At 63.8% G+C, this 16,640-nt stretch carries 15 protein-coding genes; 13 read left to right on the top strand and 2 right to left on the bottom strand.

All coding sequences use genetic code 11. From position 1 onward, the window contains the following. The first annotated feature begins 28 nt into the window (after positions 1 to 28). The 12 genes from A8M77_RS26475 to A8M77_RS36625 all read left to right on the top strand — a co-directional run bounded on the left by A8M77_RS26475 (position 29) and on the right by A8M77_RS36625 (position 12,239). Positions 29 to 1,285 (top strand): CaiB/BaiF CoA transferase family protein, encoded by a 1,257-nt coding sequence (locus tag A8M77_RS26475; protein WP_086924510.1) that lies wholly within the window; start codon positions 29 to 31, stop codon positions 1,283 to 1,285. Positions 1,286 to 1,346: 61 nt separating this feature from the next. Next, positions 1,347 to 2,327 carry an NAD(P)H-dependent flavin oxidoreductase gene (locus A8M77_RS26470; protein WP_086924509.1) on the top strand — a complete coding sequence of 327 codons (981 nt, stop codon included), beginning with the start codon at positions 1,347 to 1,349 and terminating at the stop codon, positions 2,325 to 2,327. Between the two features lie 70 nt (positions 2,328 to 2,397). After that, positions 2,398 to 2,955 carry a hypothetical protein gene (locus A8M77_RS26465; RefSeq protein ID WP_086924508.1) on the top strand — a complete coding sequence of 186 codons (558 nt, stop codon included), beginning with the start codon at positions 2,398 to 2,400 and terminating at the stop codon, positions 2,953 to 2,955. Between the two features lie 158 nt (positions 2,956 to 3,113). Further along, positions 3,114 to 3,665: a substrate-binding domain-containing protein gene (locus A8M77_RS26460; RefSeq protein ID WP_158101001.1), complete on the top strand. Its 552-nt coding sequence runs from the start codon at positions 3,114 to 3,116 to the stop codon at positions 3,663 to 3,665. A gap of 495 nt (positions 3,666 to 4,160) precedes the next feature. Next, positions 4,161 to 5,228: a major royal jelly family protein gene (locus A8M77_RS26455; RefSeq protein WP_238136974.1), complete on the top strand. Its 1,068-nt coding sequence runs from the start codon at positions 4,161 to 4,163 to the stop codon at positions 5,226 to 5,228. A 34-nt stretch (positions 5,229 to 5,262) separates the two neighbouring features. Next, positions 5,263 to 6,111: a VOC family protein gene (locus A8M77_RS26450; RefSeq protein WP_086924505.1), complete on the top strand. Its 849-nt coding sequence runs from the start codon at positions 5,263 to 5,265 to the stop codon at positions 6,109 to 6,111. Then, a complete protein-coding gene (locus A8M77_RS26445; protein WP_086924504.1) occupies positions 6,108 to 7,001 on the top strand; it encodes a glycine betaine ABC transporter substrate-binding protein in 894 nt (297 codons plus the stop codon). The genes A8M77_RS26450 and A8M77_RS26445 overlap by 4 nt, the downstream gene beginning before the upstream one ends. Positions 7,002 to 7,018: 17 nt before the next feature. After that, positions 7,019 to 8,611, top strand: coding sequence for a phospholipase D family protein (locus A8M77_RS26440; RefSeq protein WP_158101000.1), 1,593 nt, complete (start codon positions 7,019 to 7,021; stop codon positions 8,609 to 8,611). A gap of 594 nt (positions 8,612 to 9,205) precedes the next feature. Continuing rightward, positions 9,206 to 9,925 (top strand): SDR family NAD(P)-dependent oxidoreductase, encoded by a 720-nt coding sequence (locus A8M77_RS26435; protein ID WP_086924502.1) that lies wholly within the window; start codon positions 9,206 to 9,208, stop codon positions 9,923 to 9,925. 22 nt (positions 9,926 to 9,947) lie between these two features. Then, entirely contained in the window at positions 9,948 to 10,871 is a 924-nt protein-coding gene (locus A8M77_RS26430; RefSeq protein ID WP_086924501.1) for an alpha/beta hydrolase, read from the top strand. Positions 10,872 to 11,328: 457 nt separating this feature from the next. Beyond that, positions 11,329 to 11,742, top strand: coding sequence for an L-dopachrome tautomerase-related protein (locus tag A8M77_RS36630; protein ID WP_202820660.1), 414 nt, complete (start codon positions 11,329 to 11,331; stop codon positions 11,740 to 11,742). Next, positions 11,733 to 12,239, top strand: coding sequence for an L-dopachrome tautomerase-related protein (locus A8M77_RS36625; RefSeq protein ID WP_202820659.1), 507 nt, complete (start codon positions 11,733 to 11,735; stop codon positions 12,237 to 12,239). Before A8M77_RS36630 ends, A8M77_RS36625 begins: the two co-directional genes overlap by 10 nt. A 163-nt stretch (positions 12,240 to 12,402) precedes the next feature. Here A8M77_RS36625 and A8M77_RS26420 read toward each other — a convergent pair whose 3' ends face one another. Both A8M77_RS26420 and A8M77_RS26415 read right to left on the bottom strand, forming a co-directional pair. Next, complete coding sequence (locus tag A8M77_RS26420; protein WP_086924500.1) at positions 12,403 to 13,608, bottom strand: MFS transporter; 1,206 nt, start codon at positions 13,606 to 13,608, stop codon at positions 12,403 to 12,405. Between the two features lie 390 nt (positions 13,609 to 13,998). Next, a complete protein-coding gene (locus A8M77_RS26415) occupies positions 13,999 to 15,072 on the bottom strand; it encodes a LacI family DNA-binding transcriptional regulator (RefSeq protein ID WP_086924499.1) in 1,074 nt (357 codons plus the stop codon). 336 nt (positions 15,073 to 15,408) lie between these two features. Here A8M77_RS26415 and A8M77_RS26410 point away from each other — a divergent pair, with 336 nt between their 5' ends. Next, a complete protein-coding gene (locus A8M77_RS26410; protein ID WP_086924498.1) occupies positions 15,409 to 16,629 on the top strand; it encodes an alpha/beta fold hydrolase in 1,221 nt (406 codons plus the stop codon). Positions 16,630 to 16,640 lie beyond the last annotated feature (11 nt).

Here is a 16,640-nt window from a genome sequence, read left to right as displayed (position 1 = left end):
CTTGCGCGAGCGGATCGAGGAGCGACTCATGACGAGCCTTCCAGGAAACGACACGAAGCCGACCGCCAGTGCCGATGGGCGCACGGCATTGCCGCTGTGGGGTGTGCGGATCATCGACCTGAGCACGGTCGTGCTTGGCCCCCTGGCCACGCTCACGCTGGCCGGGCTGGGCGCCGAGGTCATCAAGATCGAAGCGCCGGAAGGTGACAACGTGCGCTCCGCCGGCGTGATGCGCAGCGAAGGCATGGGCCACGTCTTCTTGCACGGCAACCGTGGCAAGCAAAGCGTGGCGCTCGACCTGAAGCAGGACAGCGCGCGCGAAGCGCTGTTCGAATTGCTTGGCACTGCGGATGTCTTCGTCACGAACGTGCGACCAGCGGCGCTCAAGCGTCTGCGCCTGGACGCAGACTCGCTGCGCGAACGGATGCCGAGGCTCATCCACGTGGTTGCCGTCGGCTACGGCTCTGGCGGACCTTACACGGGCAAGCCGGCATACGATGACTTGATCCAGGGCGCGGCCGGGGTTTCGTGGTTGATGCAACAGCATGTCGGGGGCGACCCGCGCTACATGCCGGTTTCTCTTGCCGACCGCGTGACAGGTCTGCACCTGACCTATGCGGTGACGGCTGCCTTGTACGAGCGCGAGCGGAGCGGACGCGGCACGCGGGTGGAGGTGCCAATGTTCGAGTGCGTTGCGCATTTCGTGCTTGCCGATCACCTGGCCGGCGAGACCTTCATGCCAGCGCTCGGAAGGGCCGGCTACGATCGGCTGCTCTCGGAAAACAGGCGCCCCTACAGGACGTCGGACGGCCACCTGTGCGTGCTGATCTACAACGATGCGCACTGGCAGCGATTCCTGGGCGCGATCGGTCAGCACGAGCGCTTCTTGCAGGACGCTCGCTTCTCAAGCCAGGCGGCCCGCTCACGACACATCCACGAAATCTACGGCTTCGTCGGCGAAGTGATGAGCACGCGTTCGACCCGCGAGTGGGTGGAATTGCTGGACAAGCTCGACATTCCCAACCAGGTTCCCGCGACGTTGGAAGAGTTGCTCGAAGATCCTCATCTGCGTGCTACCGGACTGGTGGCCGAAGAGGTTCACCCGAGCGAGGGGCGCCTGCGCACACTGGGCACGCCCGTCACCTGGTCGGACGCACCGGCACCTCGACTGCGCCCCGCGCCGCGGCTTGGGGAGCATGGGGTCGACGTGCTACGCGCCGCCGGGTTTGATGAAGCGCGCATCCAGGAGCTCCTTGATTCAGGAGCGCTGAGTCTGAACGTGTGACATCCACAGCATTCGGCTCCGCGAGCCCCGCCTCTTTTCATTCACCTACCTAGATCCATCCATGAAGACACGAATCACCAAGCTGTTCGGCATCGAGCATCCCATCGTCCAGGGCGGCATGCACTGCGTGGGCCTTGCACCCCTGGCAGCCGCCGTATCCAACGCAGGCGGCCTGGGCATGATCACCGCACTGACCCTGCCCACGGCCGACAAGCTGACCGAGGAGATCCGGCGCTGCCGCGATATGACGGACAAGCCCTTTGGCGTGAATCTCACCTTTCTCCCGAGCGTGCGGCAGCCGGACTACCCGGGCTATGTGCGCGCCATCATCGAAGGCGGCGTGAAGGCCGTGGAGACCGCCGGCAACAACCCCGAGAGGGTGCTGCCTGCTCTACAGGCGGCGGGTGTGAAGGTCATCCACAAATGCACCTCGATTCGGCATGCCCTCAAGGCTGAGAAGATCGGTTGCGACGCGGTGAGCGTCGACGGCTTCGAGTGTGGGGGCCATCCCGGCGAGGACGACGTACCCAACTTCATTCTCCTGCCTCGGGCGGCGCAGTCGCTGAAGATTCCGTTCATTGCATCTGGCGGCATGGCCGATGGCCGCTCCCTGGTGGCGGCACTCGCGTTGGGTGCGGACGGCGTGAACATGGGCACCCGCTTCCTGGCCACCGAAGAGGCGCCGGTGCATCAGAACGTGAAGGACGCCATCTTGCGCGCCTCGGAACTGGATACTCGACTGGTCCTGCGTCCGCTTCGCAACACGGAACGGGTTCTCAACAACGCAGCGGTGGAGCGTCTGCTGGAGAAAGAGCGCACGCTAGGCAAGAAGATCCAGTTCAGCGACATCGCACCGGAAGTCGCGAGCGTCTATCCGAAGGTCATGTACGAAGGCCAGATGGACGCTGGTGCATGGAGCTGCGGCATGGTGGCCGGCCTGATCGATGACATTCCCTCAGCAGGCGAGTTGGTGGAGCGCATCATGAAGGAGGCGAACTCAGTCATTCGAGGCCGATTGGGGGCATTCGCAGTTCAGGAGTGATCTGATTCAAGCTGCTCTCCCCCAATGCCACCGTCACGGCGCGCAACCGCAATCGGACCGACCTGGCCGTATGGATGTACTGGGCGGCAAGGCAGGCGCCAACTCGCGCTTCACGAAGAACTCCGGCACGCCATCGGCCGTCGAGTTGGGCGATACCGACCTGGTGACTTGCGCTCCCGGCGACGTGATCCGCATCCAGGGCTCGGCCGGCGGTGGCCAAGGCAATCCTTTCGAGCGCGAGATCGAGAAGGTGCGTGACGACGTCCGCGCGGGATTCGTGTCGCTCGGAAGGGCGTGCGAGGCCCAAGGCGTCGTGGTCGATGCTACGGGGAGCGTCGACGAGGCCGCGACCCAGGCGCTGCGCGCCAGGCAGCCGCAACCCGAGTCGCACTTCGACTTCGGCCCTGGGCGAGAGCGCTTCGAGAGCGTCTGGACGCTGGCGCGCTATGCGACGCTGACGCGCATCCTCACTGAGATCCCGGCTTATCTGTGGAGCAATGCGCTCACGTCTGCGGAGCAGCACCGTCGGGTCGATCGTGCTGTGCGGCTAGAAGATCTCGCCACTTGTACCAAGCCGCCACCGCCTGCATGCCAGGCACACGAAGTCCGTGAAGCGGGATGGGCTTAAAAGCTCGCCCGAGACATGGGACCTGCGTCGACAGGTTCCCCGCACGCCATTGCTGCCACGAGTTTTCCGAGCCCCCGGAAGCCGGCACGTCGCGGCCCAGCAGCTCTCCCCGGCCGCCGAAGAGCAGGCGGCCGTCGGGCGTGATGCGGAAATAGTTGGTGAGCTTTCGCGTGTCGGTCAGCAGATGGCCTTGCGGCAGAACAGTGGACCGCTGTGCGTCGCTGAACGGTGCCGTCGCGATCACCGAGATCGATGCAGCAATCACGCTGGGCAGGACGATCCCTCAGAACACTTCCGCACTTGTCATGACCGAGCTGTCGTTCCGGCTGGTGGCACCCGCGAGTTGGAAGAGCCGCGTCGAAGGTGCTTCGTGGTCCGACATTGCATTGCTCCCATGGATTCGCACGACAAAGCCGAGTGCGAACCACGAGATGGTGGACAGCATCCTGCGCGAGCATGCGATCAAACCTGTCGAGCTCGTCGAAGCCGACCATGAGCCCCTGATCAAGTCTCTGGTCGCGGCTGGTGTGGGTATCGGCCTGATTCGCGGAGACTTGGCAAGCATCGGTGTCCAGAAGGGCGAGCTCGCATTCGTTTCGGACCTGCGCGAGAAGAGCCGCCTTTCGTTCGTTTACTCGACGAGCAGAGAAGGGGATGCCGCGATCCTCGCTGCCGTTGAAGCCCTGAGGGCAATCTGGCAATGTCCTTGAGTTAGCGCACATCAGACTTCTCTCGGATCACGCAAAGACGTCGCGACGCTGAACGCGGCGCTGCATTGCACCGCACTACGTTCGCGTTGTCTCGTCAGGATGGCAGCTTTGCAGGACCACACTGCGATGCTCTGGATAGGAGGCTTGCTAAACAAGGTCGTTCCAGTCGGGACCGCATCTACCTAAGCCGCCGACTCGCAGCAATGTCTGCCAGAGCCTTTTAACCGCATTTAACTTGCCCCAATGCTCCGACCAGCTTCATGCTAGTAGCGCAATCCGATGCGAGTTAGATGTCCTGCTGCTTGGGTCGGGAAGATGTGGACGCCGCTTTAACGTAGGAATGGCATGGCGGCGTTGGAGTAGCGCAATCAACAAGGGCCAATCATGCATAGATCTACTTCTCCTAATACCATGGGTACGCTCGCCGATCCGACAGCGGGCCGGAGCACTGGAACGAACGCTCGCCTGTCTCAGCTCGCGGCTTCGTTGCTCCTTGTGTGTTCGCTCAGCGCCTTCGGCAATCCCGACAGGCCGGCAGTCGGGCAGGTGGAGATCGTCGCCGAGCTGGCAATCACGCCCGGCAACGTGACCGCATCGAAGACGGGCAGGATGTTCGCGAGCGTCCACGGCATGCGCCGCGGGCCGGTCCAGTTGATCGAGATCACCGGCCGCAGCAGCTACGTGCCCTTTCCGGACGCATCGTGGAACGCGAAGCCCGGCTCCGGGCCCAACGTGATGAACACGCCGCATGGCGTCGTCATCGACGGCAACGATCGGCTCTGGGTCATCGACCACGGCAACTGGATGGACCGCCCGCAGCCGCCCAAGCTGCTGGCCTTCGACATCCATACCCGCCAGCTCGTCTTCCGGCACGACTTCAATCGCTGGACCGCGCCGGAAGGGCAGATCCTCCAGGACCTGGCCGTCGACGGCGAGCGAGGCTTCGTCTACGTGGCAGACTGCGGATTGGATCCGGCCATCGTGGTCGTCGACACGAAGCGCGGAAGCTCGCGCCGCTTCCGCGGCCATCCTTCGCTGGCCGCGGAGAACGTCGACCTGGTGATGGAGGGCAAGCCACTGCTGTTTCCGGGCGAGGGCGGCCGCATGGGGCCGGCGCGCGTAGGCATCAATCCCATCACCCTTTCCGCCGACGGCGAGACGGTCTACTACGGCGCCATGAATGGGACCAGCTGGTACGCGCTGCCCGCGCGGCTGCTGCGCGAGGACGCGCCTGACGAGCGCATCGCATCCGCCATCCGCCGCGTGGGGCCGAAGCCGGTGTCTGACGGCGCGGCCACCGATGCCGAAGGCAACCACTTCATCACCAACCTGCCGGACAACGGCATCGACGTCCTGTCGAAGAACGGCGAGCTCAAGCCGCTGGTGCGCGATGCGCGTTTCCTGTGGCCCGACAACGCGCATTTCGGCCAGGACTCGTGGCTGTATGTCGCGGTCAACCAGCTGCATCGGAACCCCATCTTCACCGGCACCACTGACACCGGCCGCCCGCCGTACCTGATTGCACGCATCTGGACCGGCACCAAGGGCCAGCCCGGTCGCTGAGATGAAACCCGCCAACGATTCGAGGAGCTCCGACATGACGCCCGCATCCAGCGAAGGAAACGGCAAACTCGACGCGATGCGCCGGACCACGCTCAAGGCGGCCGGCGCAGTCGCGCTCGGCGCGATGGCGAACCGGAGCCTCGCTCAGCCCACGGCCCCGCGGCCGGCTGCTACGGGCGATCGCAACAAGGCGCCGCTGGGCGCCCGGCTGCAAGGCGTGCAGCATTTCGGCGTCACCGTGCAGAACATGGACCGCTCCTACGCCTTCTACGTGGAGGTGCTGGGCGGCACCGAAGTCATGCGCGACGGCGACTTCCAGGGAGAGCGCATCCACAACACCTTGCTGACCGACCAGGAGATCCTGGCTCGCGAGCGCAAGGTCAATCCGCGCACGATGGGCATTCCGGATCTGCGCACCGGCGCGCAGCGACTCGACGTGCGCTTCATCCAGTTCGACAACGTCGTGATCGAACTGCTGCAGTACCGCGATGCGCAGCAGCCCATGGGCAGCGGCGACAGCTTCGCCGAGCCGCGCGATCTCATGAGCCCGGCCTTTCCGCGCTCCATGCACATCTGCTTCCACCTGCGCGACGACGTCGACTTCAACCTTTTCATCAGCGACATGGAAGCCGAGAGCGCGCGCCGCGGTATGACGCAGGTCAGGGCGAATCGCGTGGTCACCGTCACGACCGAGGCGGAGCGCCTGGCGGCGCCCCTCAGCACCAACTCTAACGGCATCACGGAGGGCAAGTCCAACGGCTGGCGCCTGATCTATTGCAAGGGTCCCGACGGCGAGCAGCTCGAGTTCGTGCAGGCCCTGGGCCCGGTGAAGAAGGTGTTCGACGATGCCTTCGCAGCGCGACGCAGCAAGAGATCGGCATGATGAACGATGCATCGATGACGCGCCGGCGCGTACTCGCCTCCGGTGCGCTTGCCGGCGTCGCAGGCCTGGCGCGCGCGCAGGCGCCGGCGGCCCGCGTGATGACATTGGGACAGGTGTCGCTGAGCTTCTATGCCGTGACCGGCGCCGTCGTGCAGGAGGTGCTGGAACGACTGGGTCATCCGGTCCATCTGCGCACCGGGCCTCACGACGAGATGTTCCCCTTGCTGGGCCAGGGCAGCATCGACATCATGGCCGCAGCCTGGCTGCCCGAGGGGCATGCCGGGTACTGGTCGCGCTACGGCGCGCAGGCCCTGGAGGTGGCAAAGCTCTACGACGGCGCGCACTTCTTCTGGGCGGTGCCCGACTACGTGCCGGCGAGCGAGGTGCAGACCATCGCCGACTTGGCCAAACCCGATGTGGCGCGCCGGATGACGCGGGAGATCCAGGGCATCGGCACCGCGGCGACCATTACCACTGTCTCGCAGGCGGCCGTGCGCGCCTACAGGCTCGATGCGCTGGGCTACTCGTTGCGTCCAGGCACGCCGGGGGAATGGCTAAGCGCCTATGAGGCGGCGGTCCGCGATGGGCGCTGGTTCGTGTTTCCGACCTGGGCGCCGCAGTACCTGAACCGCGGCGGAAAGTTGCGGCCACTGCGCGATCCGCAGGGCGTGCTAGGGGGCGTGAATCGCGGGGCACTGGTGGCGCCGAGAGCCAGGTGGCAAGAACTTCCGGCGCCGACGCGCGCGGCCCTCTCGAGGATCGATCTGGGACTGGATGCGGTCAACGAGATGGACTGGCGGGTCAACGTCGACAAGCTCACGCCGCGCGATGCCGCCAGGGCGTGGATCGGGGCCAATGAATCCCGGTTCGCCTCATGGTTGCAGGCCTGAGGTCCATCGAGCTAGCAATGCGAGACGCCTGGTCGACTGCCCTGTTGCGCCTGCTGGCCGCGATGATTGCTGCGACCTGTCTCTTCGGCTGCGCCTCGCTGCCGGATGTGCGCGGCCGCCCCGATTCCTATGCGGTCGATGCGTCCGAGCAGACCAGCCTTGGTCGACTCGCCCTGCGGTCCACCCCGGACCCGACGCTCACCGGCGTGCGCCTCCTGCCCACAGGGCCGTTCGCCCTGAGCACGCGCACGGCCCTGATCGAGCGGGCGCAACGTACGCTCGACCTCCAGTACTACCTGCTGCAAGACGACGTCACGGGCCGGCATGTTCTGCACCTCCTCAAGGCCGCCGGGGCACGCGGCGTGCGCGTTCGCCTGCTGCTCGACGACATGTACACCGCCGGCATGGACGAACTGCTGGCAGGCGTGGCGGCCCACGAGAACGTGGAGGTCCGCTTGTTCAATCCCTTCACTGCAGGGCGGGGCAGCGTTCTGACGCGTTTCGCCGCATCGGCATCTGACTTCCATCGTGTCAATCATCGGATGCACAACAAGCTCTTCGTCGCTGATGGCGCGATGGCCATCGTGGGTGGTCGAAACATCGCGGACTCCTACTTCATGAGGGACCCGAACCAGAACTTTGCCGACGTAGACGCCTTGATGGTGGGCGCCGTCGTCGGCGAACTCGCCAAGGCGTTCGACGACTACTGGAACAGCGAACTCTCCATTCCGATCGAACATTTCGCGCGTGGCCCGATGCCGCAGGCGCATCAGCAAAAATTCAAGTTGACCGACGACGAGACCATCGCGACGCTGGCGGTCCGCGGGACCATCGACGTGCTGGGCTACGGTCCGATCGCGGAAGAACTGGACGACGCGCGGCTCGGCTTGATTTGGGGCGTGGCGCATGCGTGGGTCGACTTGACAGACAAGGTGTGGAACTGCCGTCCGATTCCTGAGGGAAGCACCGCGCCTCACCTTCACACCGTCAGGTTGAAGGTCGAGGAGATGATGCGCGGCGCCCGGAGAGATGTCACATTCAGCTCGCCCTACTTCATTCCAGGGAGCAACGGAATGGACCTCTTCCAAGAGGGTGTTCGCAACGGAATCAGCTTCAAGGTGCTGACGAATTCGCTCGCCGCCACCGACGAGCCGCTGGCTCATTCGGGTTACAGGCGGTACAGGCGCCGCATGCTGGAGATGGGCATGCAACTCTACGAGCTCAGTCCGACGCGAGCCAGCCGCGACCGCGGCTTCGGGCTGATGGGCAGCAAGTCGCTCGCAAGGCTTCATGCGAAGACTGCGGTTGTCGATGGGTCCACGGTCTTCATCGGATCCATGAATTTCGATCCGCGATCCGATGCGTTGAACACAGAGATCGGCGTCGTCTTCGAAGGTCCCCAACTCGCCAGGGAAGTACTTCGCCTGATGAACCTGGACAAGCTGCAGAGTTCCTACCTGGTGCGCCTGTCGCCGATCGACAAGGCACTCGAATGGGTCGGCATCGACGAGTACGAGGAAGTCGTCCGCCGGGATGAGCCGGACGTGGACTTCTCGATGCGTCTCTATCTGCAGCTGCTGGCACCCTTGGTAGCCGAGAGCATGCTTTGAAGGCGTGCAGAGACATCCACGCCGCGGCTAGCTCTCGGCGATCTGCCGCTCGCACTCGCTCGTGCCACCTCGGCAACGTCCAGCTCCTTGACGCTGCACTTCAAGAGTGGTGATGACAGTTCATCATCACGTTGGATCCGGCAGTGCCGGAAAGACCTCGGTTGCCCCATCCTGGCCTAGCGGCTCGGGTGGCAGTTCGTCGACCTCGACGAGCGCTTCATGTCATGCGAGGGGAGCATTGCCGCTTCCATCGGGGCCTTTGGCTACGTGGACGTCGCGACCTTCTACGATTTCGAACAGAAAGCCTTTTGCTCGCTTTGGCTTTGAGGCACACGCTCGGCCGCCTCTACGCATTGCTTAGTGTTTTCAGCCTCTCGGGCAAGTGATCGAGGCATGCTCGTCGTGACGCATTGACTCCTATTGACTTCGTTTAACCCCGCTAAAGGCGGTCCGAGGCTAATGTTGTGCGGTCTGCTCCCTGCCAGCGAAACCCGTTGGTCAAGCATTAGCAAGACACGTCACGCCATCAACTCTATGGTGGATCGCAATCCTTGCCCTTGTCGAAGGGGCACTCAAGCATCGCGGAGATCCGAAATGAGACTTCAAGGAAAAGTAGCGCTGGTAACGGGCGCGGCTAGCGGCATCGGCTATGCCATAGCGGAACTCTTTGCCAAAGAGGGCGCGACCGTCATCGCCACCGACATCGCCGAGCCGAAGAAGGTCTATCCCGCTGGCGTCGAGTCGATGAAGCTGGACGTCACCAGTGAAGGCGAATGGGAAAAGACGGTGGCCGGCATCATCAAGAAGCACGGCAAGCTCGATGTATTGATCAACAACGCCGGCATCATCGCCTATGAGCCGCTGCACGAGCTGGGCATGGAGGCCTGGAATCGAATGATCGCCGTCGACCAGACGGGTGTCTTTCTTGGCATGCGCGAGGCGGTGCGGGTCATGCGCAAGCAAAAATCCGGCTCCATTGTGAACATCTCGTCGATCTGGGGCAGCGCCGCCGTCTCCGGTGCGCACTCGTACCACGCCGCGAAAGGCGCCGTACGCAACATGTCTAAGAACGCTGCGATGACCTATGTGGGCGAAGGCATTCGCGTGAACTCGGTGCATCCGGGCTTCATCGTAACGCCGCTGACCGATTCCCAGGACGAGGCCCTCAACAAGGCGGTCATCGACGCGACGCCGATGAAGCGCGGCGGAAAGCCTGCTGAGATTGCATACGGTTGCCTGTATCTTGCCTCCGACGAGTCGAGCTTCACCACCGGCGTCGAACTGATCATCGACGGGGGCTACCTGGCGCAGTAACCGGCAGCGGTGCGAGGGCAGTATGAAGTTCAACCAAGTTGTTCAGCAGCGCATCGACGCCTGGAACGAAGTGTCACTGGCGTTCGGCCCGTTGCTGCTCGGCGAGTCCGACGATTGGGCAACGGCGCGCAGGAACTATGCGAACCATCAAGCCCAGCACCCAACGCCTGCCGGCGTGTCTGTCCAAGAAATCCATATGGCTGAAGTGCCGGCAACCATGGTCACGCCGCAGGAAGTGATCAACGATCGAGCGATGCTCTACATCCACGGCGGCGGCTACGTGGCGGGCAGCCCATCGGGCTACCACGGCATTGCCGGGAACTACGCCAAGCTGCTGAACGCGCGGGTCTACATGCCCGACTACCGCCTGGCGCCGCAGCATCCGTTTCCGGCGGCGATCGAGGACACGTTGGCGGCTTATCGCTGGCTCCTCGATCAGGGCATTGCGCCCGACTCCATCGTCTTCTCCGGCGATTCAGCTGGCGGCGCGATGACTGTGTCGGTCATGGTGGCGGCGAAGCGGGAGGGGCTGCCGCTGCCCGCGGCGGGCGCTGCCTTGTCACCGTGGCCCAACCTCGAGCACTCAGGCGCATCCATGCTTACGCGCGACGGCATCGATCCCACGGTCAACCTGGCCGGCCTGAACCTCATGGCGAAGGCTTTCCTGAACGGTACGCCCAAAAGCGATCCCGATGCCTCGCCCATCTTTGCCGACGTGCGCGGCCTGCCACCGATCCTAGTTCACATCGGTGAGCGGGAAGTGATGCTTAGCGATGCCATGCGGCTCGCCGCGCATCTCGGCGAGAACCGCGTCAGGGTCACGTTGGAAGTCTGGCCCGACATGTTCCACGTGTGGCATCTGTTCGCGGCAGAACTGCCCGAAGGCAGGAAGGCGTTAGAGCGCGCGGCCGCCTTTCTCGATGAATCCTTGAAAGCGCCGTGCTGAACCCAGGCCACCGGACGCCCCCATGGCTGCCACTGAGGTGATCAAGGTCCAGGTGATCTTCGGCAACCCGATGCTGCGGACCGGCCTGATGGCGACGCTGCATCGCACGCAGAGCTGCACTGCTTCGAGGCCAACCAGCAGTCAGGCTCCCGCTTGCACGTTTCCGAACGCAAGCCATCGCCATTGTGACCAGGGGCGGGCTGATACAGCCGCGTCGCTTGCCGGTGTTGGATGGTGGGACGCACCGCTGTTCAGAGACCAGCGCGTACTGCGGACGGTCGCCTGAGGCTCATACGGAGAGATCGCTATGACCAGCGTACCGCTGCGAGCGAAGCCCAGGGCGAGCCGAAGGTCGGGCAGATCGAGATCGTCGCCGAACTCGATATCGCGCCGGGCAATGTCACCGCCTCCCGGACGGGACGCGTGTTCGCGAGCATGCTGGGCGAGCGCCCCCGGCTTGATCGAGATCACCGGTCGCCGGTCGCACATCCCCTTCCCGGACATCAGCTGGAACGAACTGACGGCATCAGGCCGCAAGGTACTCAACACACCGCATGGCGTGGTAATTGACACCAAGGATCGACTGTGGATCATCGATCATGGCAACTGGATCGCGAAGCCTCAGCCACCCAAGCTGGTCGCGTTCGACATCCACAGTCGCAAGCTGACCCATCGTCACGACTTCGAATGCTCCATGGCACCGGACGGGCAAGTCCTTCAGGATCTGGCGATCGATACGGATCGAGGCTTTGTCTACGTTGCCGACTGTGGTGCCGATCGGCCATCGTCATCGTCGACATCCAGCGCAACACGGCGCGCCGCTTCCGGGGTCACCCGTCGCTGGCCGCCGAAGACATCGACGTGGTGGTAGAGGGCAAGCCCTTCCTTTTGGGCGGTGAAGGGGGAAGCAAATCACCGGCACGCATCGGCATCAATCCGATCACCCTATCGGCCAATGGCGAAACCATTTACTTCGGAGCCATGAACGGCATCAACTGGTACTCGGTTCCCGCCCGACTGTTACGGGAGGGCGCTGCAGATGCCCAGATTGCTTCAGCCATTCAGCGTGTCGGCTCCAAGCCCGTTTCAGACGGTGCAAGCACGGACGCGGAAGGTAACCACTTCATCACGAACCTGGCCGACAACGGCATCGACATCCTGACGTCAAAGGGAGAGTTGAAGCCGTTCGTGCGCGATCCCCGATTCCTTTGGCCCGACAACCTGCACTTCGGGCCAGACTCCTGGCTGTACGTGGCCATCACCCAGCTGCATCGCAATCCCGCCTTCACGGGCGAGGCTGATACGCGGCGCGCTCCCTATTTGATTGCGCGGGTTTGGACCGGCACTCGCGGTCAACCAGGCCGTTGAAGGCCCAGCGGCGCGGTGAAGCGCCGGCTTAGCACGCGTCGAACACTGGAATCCTCCTCATTGCGGGCCGCGTCTGCCTGCGAACTGGCGGTCCTTGCTGCGTGGCTTGAGCACGAGAAGTGGTCAGCAAACAGTCGGCAGATGCCGACCGCCACTGCTTCGGCTAGACGCAGTGCCCTGCGGTGCGGACCGCGCGCGACGTGGAGCCCATGCCACGCGATACTTGAATGCCCAACACCACGAGGCCCAGCGCAGACATCGCGGCGCCTGCCAGGCCGGTGTACGCGATGTCCGAAGTTGCCACGATGGCGCCGCCCAGCAACGAGCCCAATGCGATGCCAAAGTTGAAGCCGGCGACGTTCAGGCCGGCGGCCACATTCTGAGCCTCCGGTGAGCACTGCGCAGCCATGCCGATCAAGCGAGCCTGGAGCGCAGGCACCGACGCGAAGCTGAACAGGCCCAGCAGCGCGACCAGAATGCCCATCGCGACGGGCGAGGCAGCGAACAACCAAATACCGAAAGCCACGAGCGCAATGCCTCCGATGATTGTCATCGCCGCGCGGTTTGCGCCCAGGCGGTCGGTGAGCGAACCGCCGATCAGGTTGCCCACGGCGGCGAAGACGCCATAGAGGAGCATGAATGCGCCCACCGTCGATGCGCCGACCTGTGCGGCCTGGGTGAGCAGTGGCGCGATGTAGGTGTAGACCGTGAAGGACCCACCGAATCCCAGTACGGTGATCAGCGCCGAGGACAGCAGCAACGGGCTGGCCAATGCGGCCACCGCTTGTCTGACTGTTCCCGATGTCTCGACTGAACTGGGCTCTTCGCTCGAGCGCATGCCGAACCGGAGGCCCACCATGCCCATCGCACCGAACACCGCGATCGCGGCGAATATGGGGCGCCATGAAACGATGCCGCCCAGGTACGTGCTGATGGGTACGCCCACTGCCATCGCCAGCGTGAAGCCTCCAAAGACGACAGCCACGGCCGCCCCAGCCTTCGCGGGCCCGACCAGCCTGGCCGCCGTGCTTGAGGCCACGGCGAGGAAAAGCCCATGCCCAAGGCCTGCAATGAACCGCGCGATCAGGAGCACGGTGATCGTTGGCGCGAAGGCGGCAATGGCGCTGCCGATCCAGAAGACGGCCATCGTGATGAGCATCGTGTTCTTGCGTGTCCAGTGCGACGTCAGCGCCGACAGAATGGGCGCTGCAATCGTGGCGCCGAGCGCGAAGAGCGTGATGGACTTACCGGCCAGGGCAAGATCCACGCCCATGTCTGCCGCGACAATCGCGCTGAGGCCAATGGGTGCAAATTCTGCAAGCCCGAGTGCAAAAGCGCTCAACGCGAAGATGTAGACGGCGAATGGCATGCAGCCCCCCCAATGTCCTTGCGTAGTACAGCAGTGCGACCAGCGCCAACTCTAGGTGGGAACCGCAGAAATGACGCGTTAAGAGTGGTCAACAAGGGTGAATGGCGGCGCTGCGGGCGGACGGGGATCTGGTTAACCAGCAGCGCACAAAGATGGACGGCCGCCGCATCTCATCGGGAGAGGGTAACGTCCTACCAGAAATGATGCACTCCTGGCACCTAAGAACCTCAACAACAGGCGGCACGCCATCGCAATGAGCTCATCGCGCGAGCTGCTTCTTGAAGTCTTGCGGAACTGCACAGCCCTGCGTTAGCAGACAGGCGCGCCAGTGAGCATTCGGAGACCGCTCGGGCTTCGACGCACCCGGACTTGAAGTGCCAAGCCCGCGCCCTACAGTTCGACTTGAGTCTCGCGGATCCCGCGCGCACTCTTCGGCGCGCCAGAGGGAACAGGCCCCAGGCTGTCGCGAAGGACGATAGGGCAATCGAGTTCGGTGGGATCAGTGACCGTCTCGTTCTCGATCATGCCTACGATGCGACGGGCCGCGAGCCTGCCGATCTCTCTCGTAGGCACCTGCAGCGTGGTCAGGCCTGGTGTGGTCAGCGCCGAAAGCTCGATGTCGTCCATGCCGGTGACCGAGAGGTCTTCGGGTACCCTGATCCCAAGCGCGCGGCACTCGTGCAACACGCCGATGGCCTGAAGATCAGTGTGGCAGATCAACGCCGTAGGACGGCCCTTTCCGCCCGCGAGCTGCCGCAGGGCCGTCCGCCCACCTTCGATGGAAAAGGGGACCTCGACGATCCGGTCGGGACGCAGTTCGAGTCCCGCCTCTTTCATCGCATCGATCGTGCCCTGCACGCGCTGCCGCGCTCGCTGGTTGTGCATTCGCGAGCCACACACAACCGCGATGTCGTGATGGCCGTGTCCAAGCACCCGACGGGTCATCTCGTAAGTGGCCCTGCGGTTGTCGAAGCCGACACTCTGGCCGTATCGCGGCTCATCGGATTGCCAGGTCACGACGAGCGGCAGACGGCGTTGGCGGATCAGATCGAACACTCTGTCAGCGTGAGACGTGGCCGCCAGGACGACACCATCGACCCCCCGCTCCACGATAGCCCGCACGACTTCGTACTCGCGGTCCGGATCGTACTCGTGGATCGCCAGCACGAGCTGGTAGTTGTAGCCCCACAGGGTCTGCTGCAGCGTGTGCAGCGATTCGACGAAGGCCTGGTTGTACATCGTCGGATAGACCGCGCCGATCGTATACGTGCGCCTCGAGGCCAGCGCCCGCGCCGCGCCATTGCTGACATAGCCGAGTTGCTCGACGGCGCGCCTGACCGAAGCAAGGGTCTTGGGCTTCACCTGATCCGGCACGGACAGCGCCCGCGATGCACTGCCGAGCGAGACGCCGGCCAGCTTCGCAACGTGCTCAAGCGTTGGGCGTGAGCCCGACGGTGTATTCATGATGAGTCTCGGTGCAGTGTTGCAAACATCATAGCTCGTTGATGAAGCGCTTCAGTGGAGTTACGGATAGGCATCCAGTCGATTTGAAGCGCTTCATGGAACTGTCCTCACTTGGCGGACGAGGCGGCTTTTCCGGGGGCAGGCACGCTGGGAAATTCACTTAGCAGAAATGTCATTCCGCGGGTTTCTACCTATTCATGCGCGAACATGATCGTCCATACTTGAAGCGCTTCATATCCTCTTCTGACTCATCCCTCCTTTGGATCTCTGCGCGCAAGTTCCCTCCATTTTTGAAGCGCTTCAGATACCAGATGGCAATTACTTCGGAGACTGCTCATGTTTCAACTTTCGGACGATACCTGGTGGAGCCTCTACACCGCCGAACTCAATGCCGACGTCGAGTGGACGAAGGCGGCCAAGTATTTCAGTGGCCAGATCCGTTTCGACCATGACCACGGCCACGCCACGCTCAGCGTGGTCGGCGGTCGAGCGGTCGCGGCTCACGCCAGCGGCTTTCCGCTAGGTGCTGATATCGTGGTTGGCGGCCCTAACGAGGAGTGGCAGCGGGTACTTGAGGGCCGAATCGACTGGTTCGAGGCGCTGTCGCCCGGGCTGGGCCACCTCGCGCTTTCCGGCAACGCGGTGGCCGCCTGGCGCTTTGTGGACATGATGGCGCGGGCCTTCGATGCGATGCCGCGCGTCGGCAGAACCAACGTCCGCACGGTGGCGCCATCGCCGGATGGCAGGCCCTCCGGCAAGGAGATCATTGGCAGGTATCTCAAGGTCGACGGCATCCGCGTTTATTGCGAAGAGGCCGGCGAAGGTACGCCGATCGTCTGCTTCCACGCGGCATCGCAGGACACGCTGATGTACCGCCACGTGCTCGAGGGCCTCTCAGACCAGTACCGTGTAATCGCGGTCGATGCGCCGGGCCATGCGAAATCGCAGCTGCCGGCCGATGGCCCGTTTCGCAACCTCACCCGCCACGCCGAGTTCAACGAGAAACTAATGGATCAGCTCGGCTTGGTGAAGCCGGTGATCATCGGCTGCTCGATGGGCGGCAACATGGTGCTCGAGCTCGGCGCCCGCCGGCCGGGCGCCTACAGCGCGATCGTCGCCGCCGAAGGCGCGGACCACACGCCCACCGTCTCCGAGTTCTTTCTCGACATGCTGCTGATGAACGGCACCGACATCATCGCCGCTTGGTCGCGTTCAATGACCGGAGACCGCACGCCACCGGACCGCGCCCGCGACGTCGTCTGGCAGATCTCGCGCACGACGCCCGAAGTAATGCGCGGCGACCTTACGGGCTATGGCAACTTCGATCAGCGCGAACGTGTCGGCCGCATCGACGCCCCCGTGCTGCTGCTGCGCGGCGATGCAGATTGGCTCGTGAGCCAGAGCCGCGTGGAAGACACCGCGTCGCGCATTCCGGGCAGCGAGATCGCGGTGCTCGCCGGCACCGGACACTACCCGATGATCGAGAACCCGCTGGAGTTCTGCGAGACGGTACGCGCCTTCCTCGAAAAGACCGACGCGCGCCACGCCCGGCATTGATCTTCAATCCC

Origin of the sequence: Variovorax sp. JS1663, from assembly GCF_002157355.1 — a bacterium.
GTDB lineage: Bacteria > Pseudomonadota > Gammaproteobacteria > Burkholderiales > Burkholderiaceae_C > Variovorax.
Note: the sequence above shows the minus strand (reverse complement) of the source record. Positions and strands in the feature narration are given on the sequence as shown.

What these genes read in the sequence shown, in the direction of transcription:
- A8M77_RS26430 (WP_086924501.1), top strand. Translation starts at nt 9,948, where the DNA reads ATGAAGTTCAACCAAGTTGTTCAGCAGCGCATCGACGCCTGGAACGAA.
- A8M77_RS26440 (WP_158101000.1), top strand. Translation starts at nt 7,019, where the DNA reads ATGCGAGACGCCTGGTCGACTGCCCTGTTGCGCCTGCTGGCCGCGATG.
- A8M77_RS26470 (WP_086924509.1), top strand. Translation starts at nt 1,347, where the DNA reads ATGAAGACACGAATCACCAAGCTGTTCGGCATCGAGCATCCCATCGTC.
- A8M77_RS26475 (WP_086924510.1), top strand. Translation starts at nt 29, where the DNA reads ATGACGAGCCTTCCAGGAAACGACACGAAGCCGACCGCCAGTGCCGAT.
- A8M77_RS26420 (WP_086924500.1), bottom strand. Translation starts at nt 13,608, where the DNA reads ATGCCATTCGCCGTCTACATCTTCGCGTTGAGCGCTTTTGCACTCGGG.
- A8M77_RS26435 (WP_086924502.1), top strand. Translation starts at nt 9,206, where the DNA reads ATGAGACTTCAAGGAAAAGTAGCGCTGGTAACGGGCGCGGCTAGCGGC.
- A8M77_RS26465 (WP_086924508.1), top strand. Translation starts at nt 2,398, where the DNA reads ATGGATGTACTGGGCGGCAAGGCAGGCGCCAACTCGCGCTTCACGAAG.
- A8M77_RS26450 (WP_086924505.1), top strand. Translation starts at nt 5,263, where the DNA reads ATGACGCCCGCATCCAGCGAAGGAAACGGCAAACTCGACGCGATGCGC.
- A8M77_RS26415 (WP_086924499.1), bottom strand. Translation starts at nt 15,072, where the DNA reads ATGAATACACCGTCGGGCTCACGCCCAACGCTTGAGCACGTTGCGAAG.
- A8M77_RS26445 (WP_086924504.1), top strand. Translation starts at nt 6,108, where the DNA reads ATGATGAACGATGCATCGATGACGCGCCGGCGCGTACTCGCCTCCGGT.
- A8M77_RS26410 (WP_086924498.1), top strand. Translation starts at nt 15,409, where the DNA reads ATGTTTCAACTTTCGGACGATACCTGGTGGAGCCTCTACACCGCCGAA.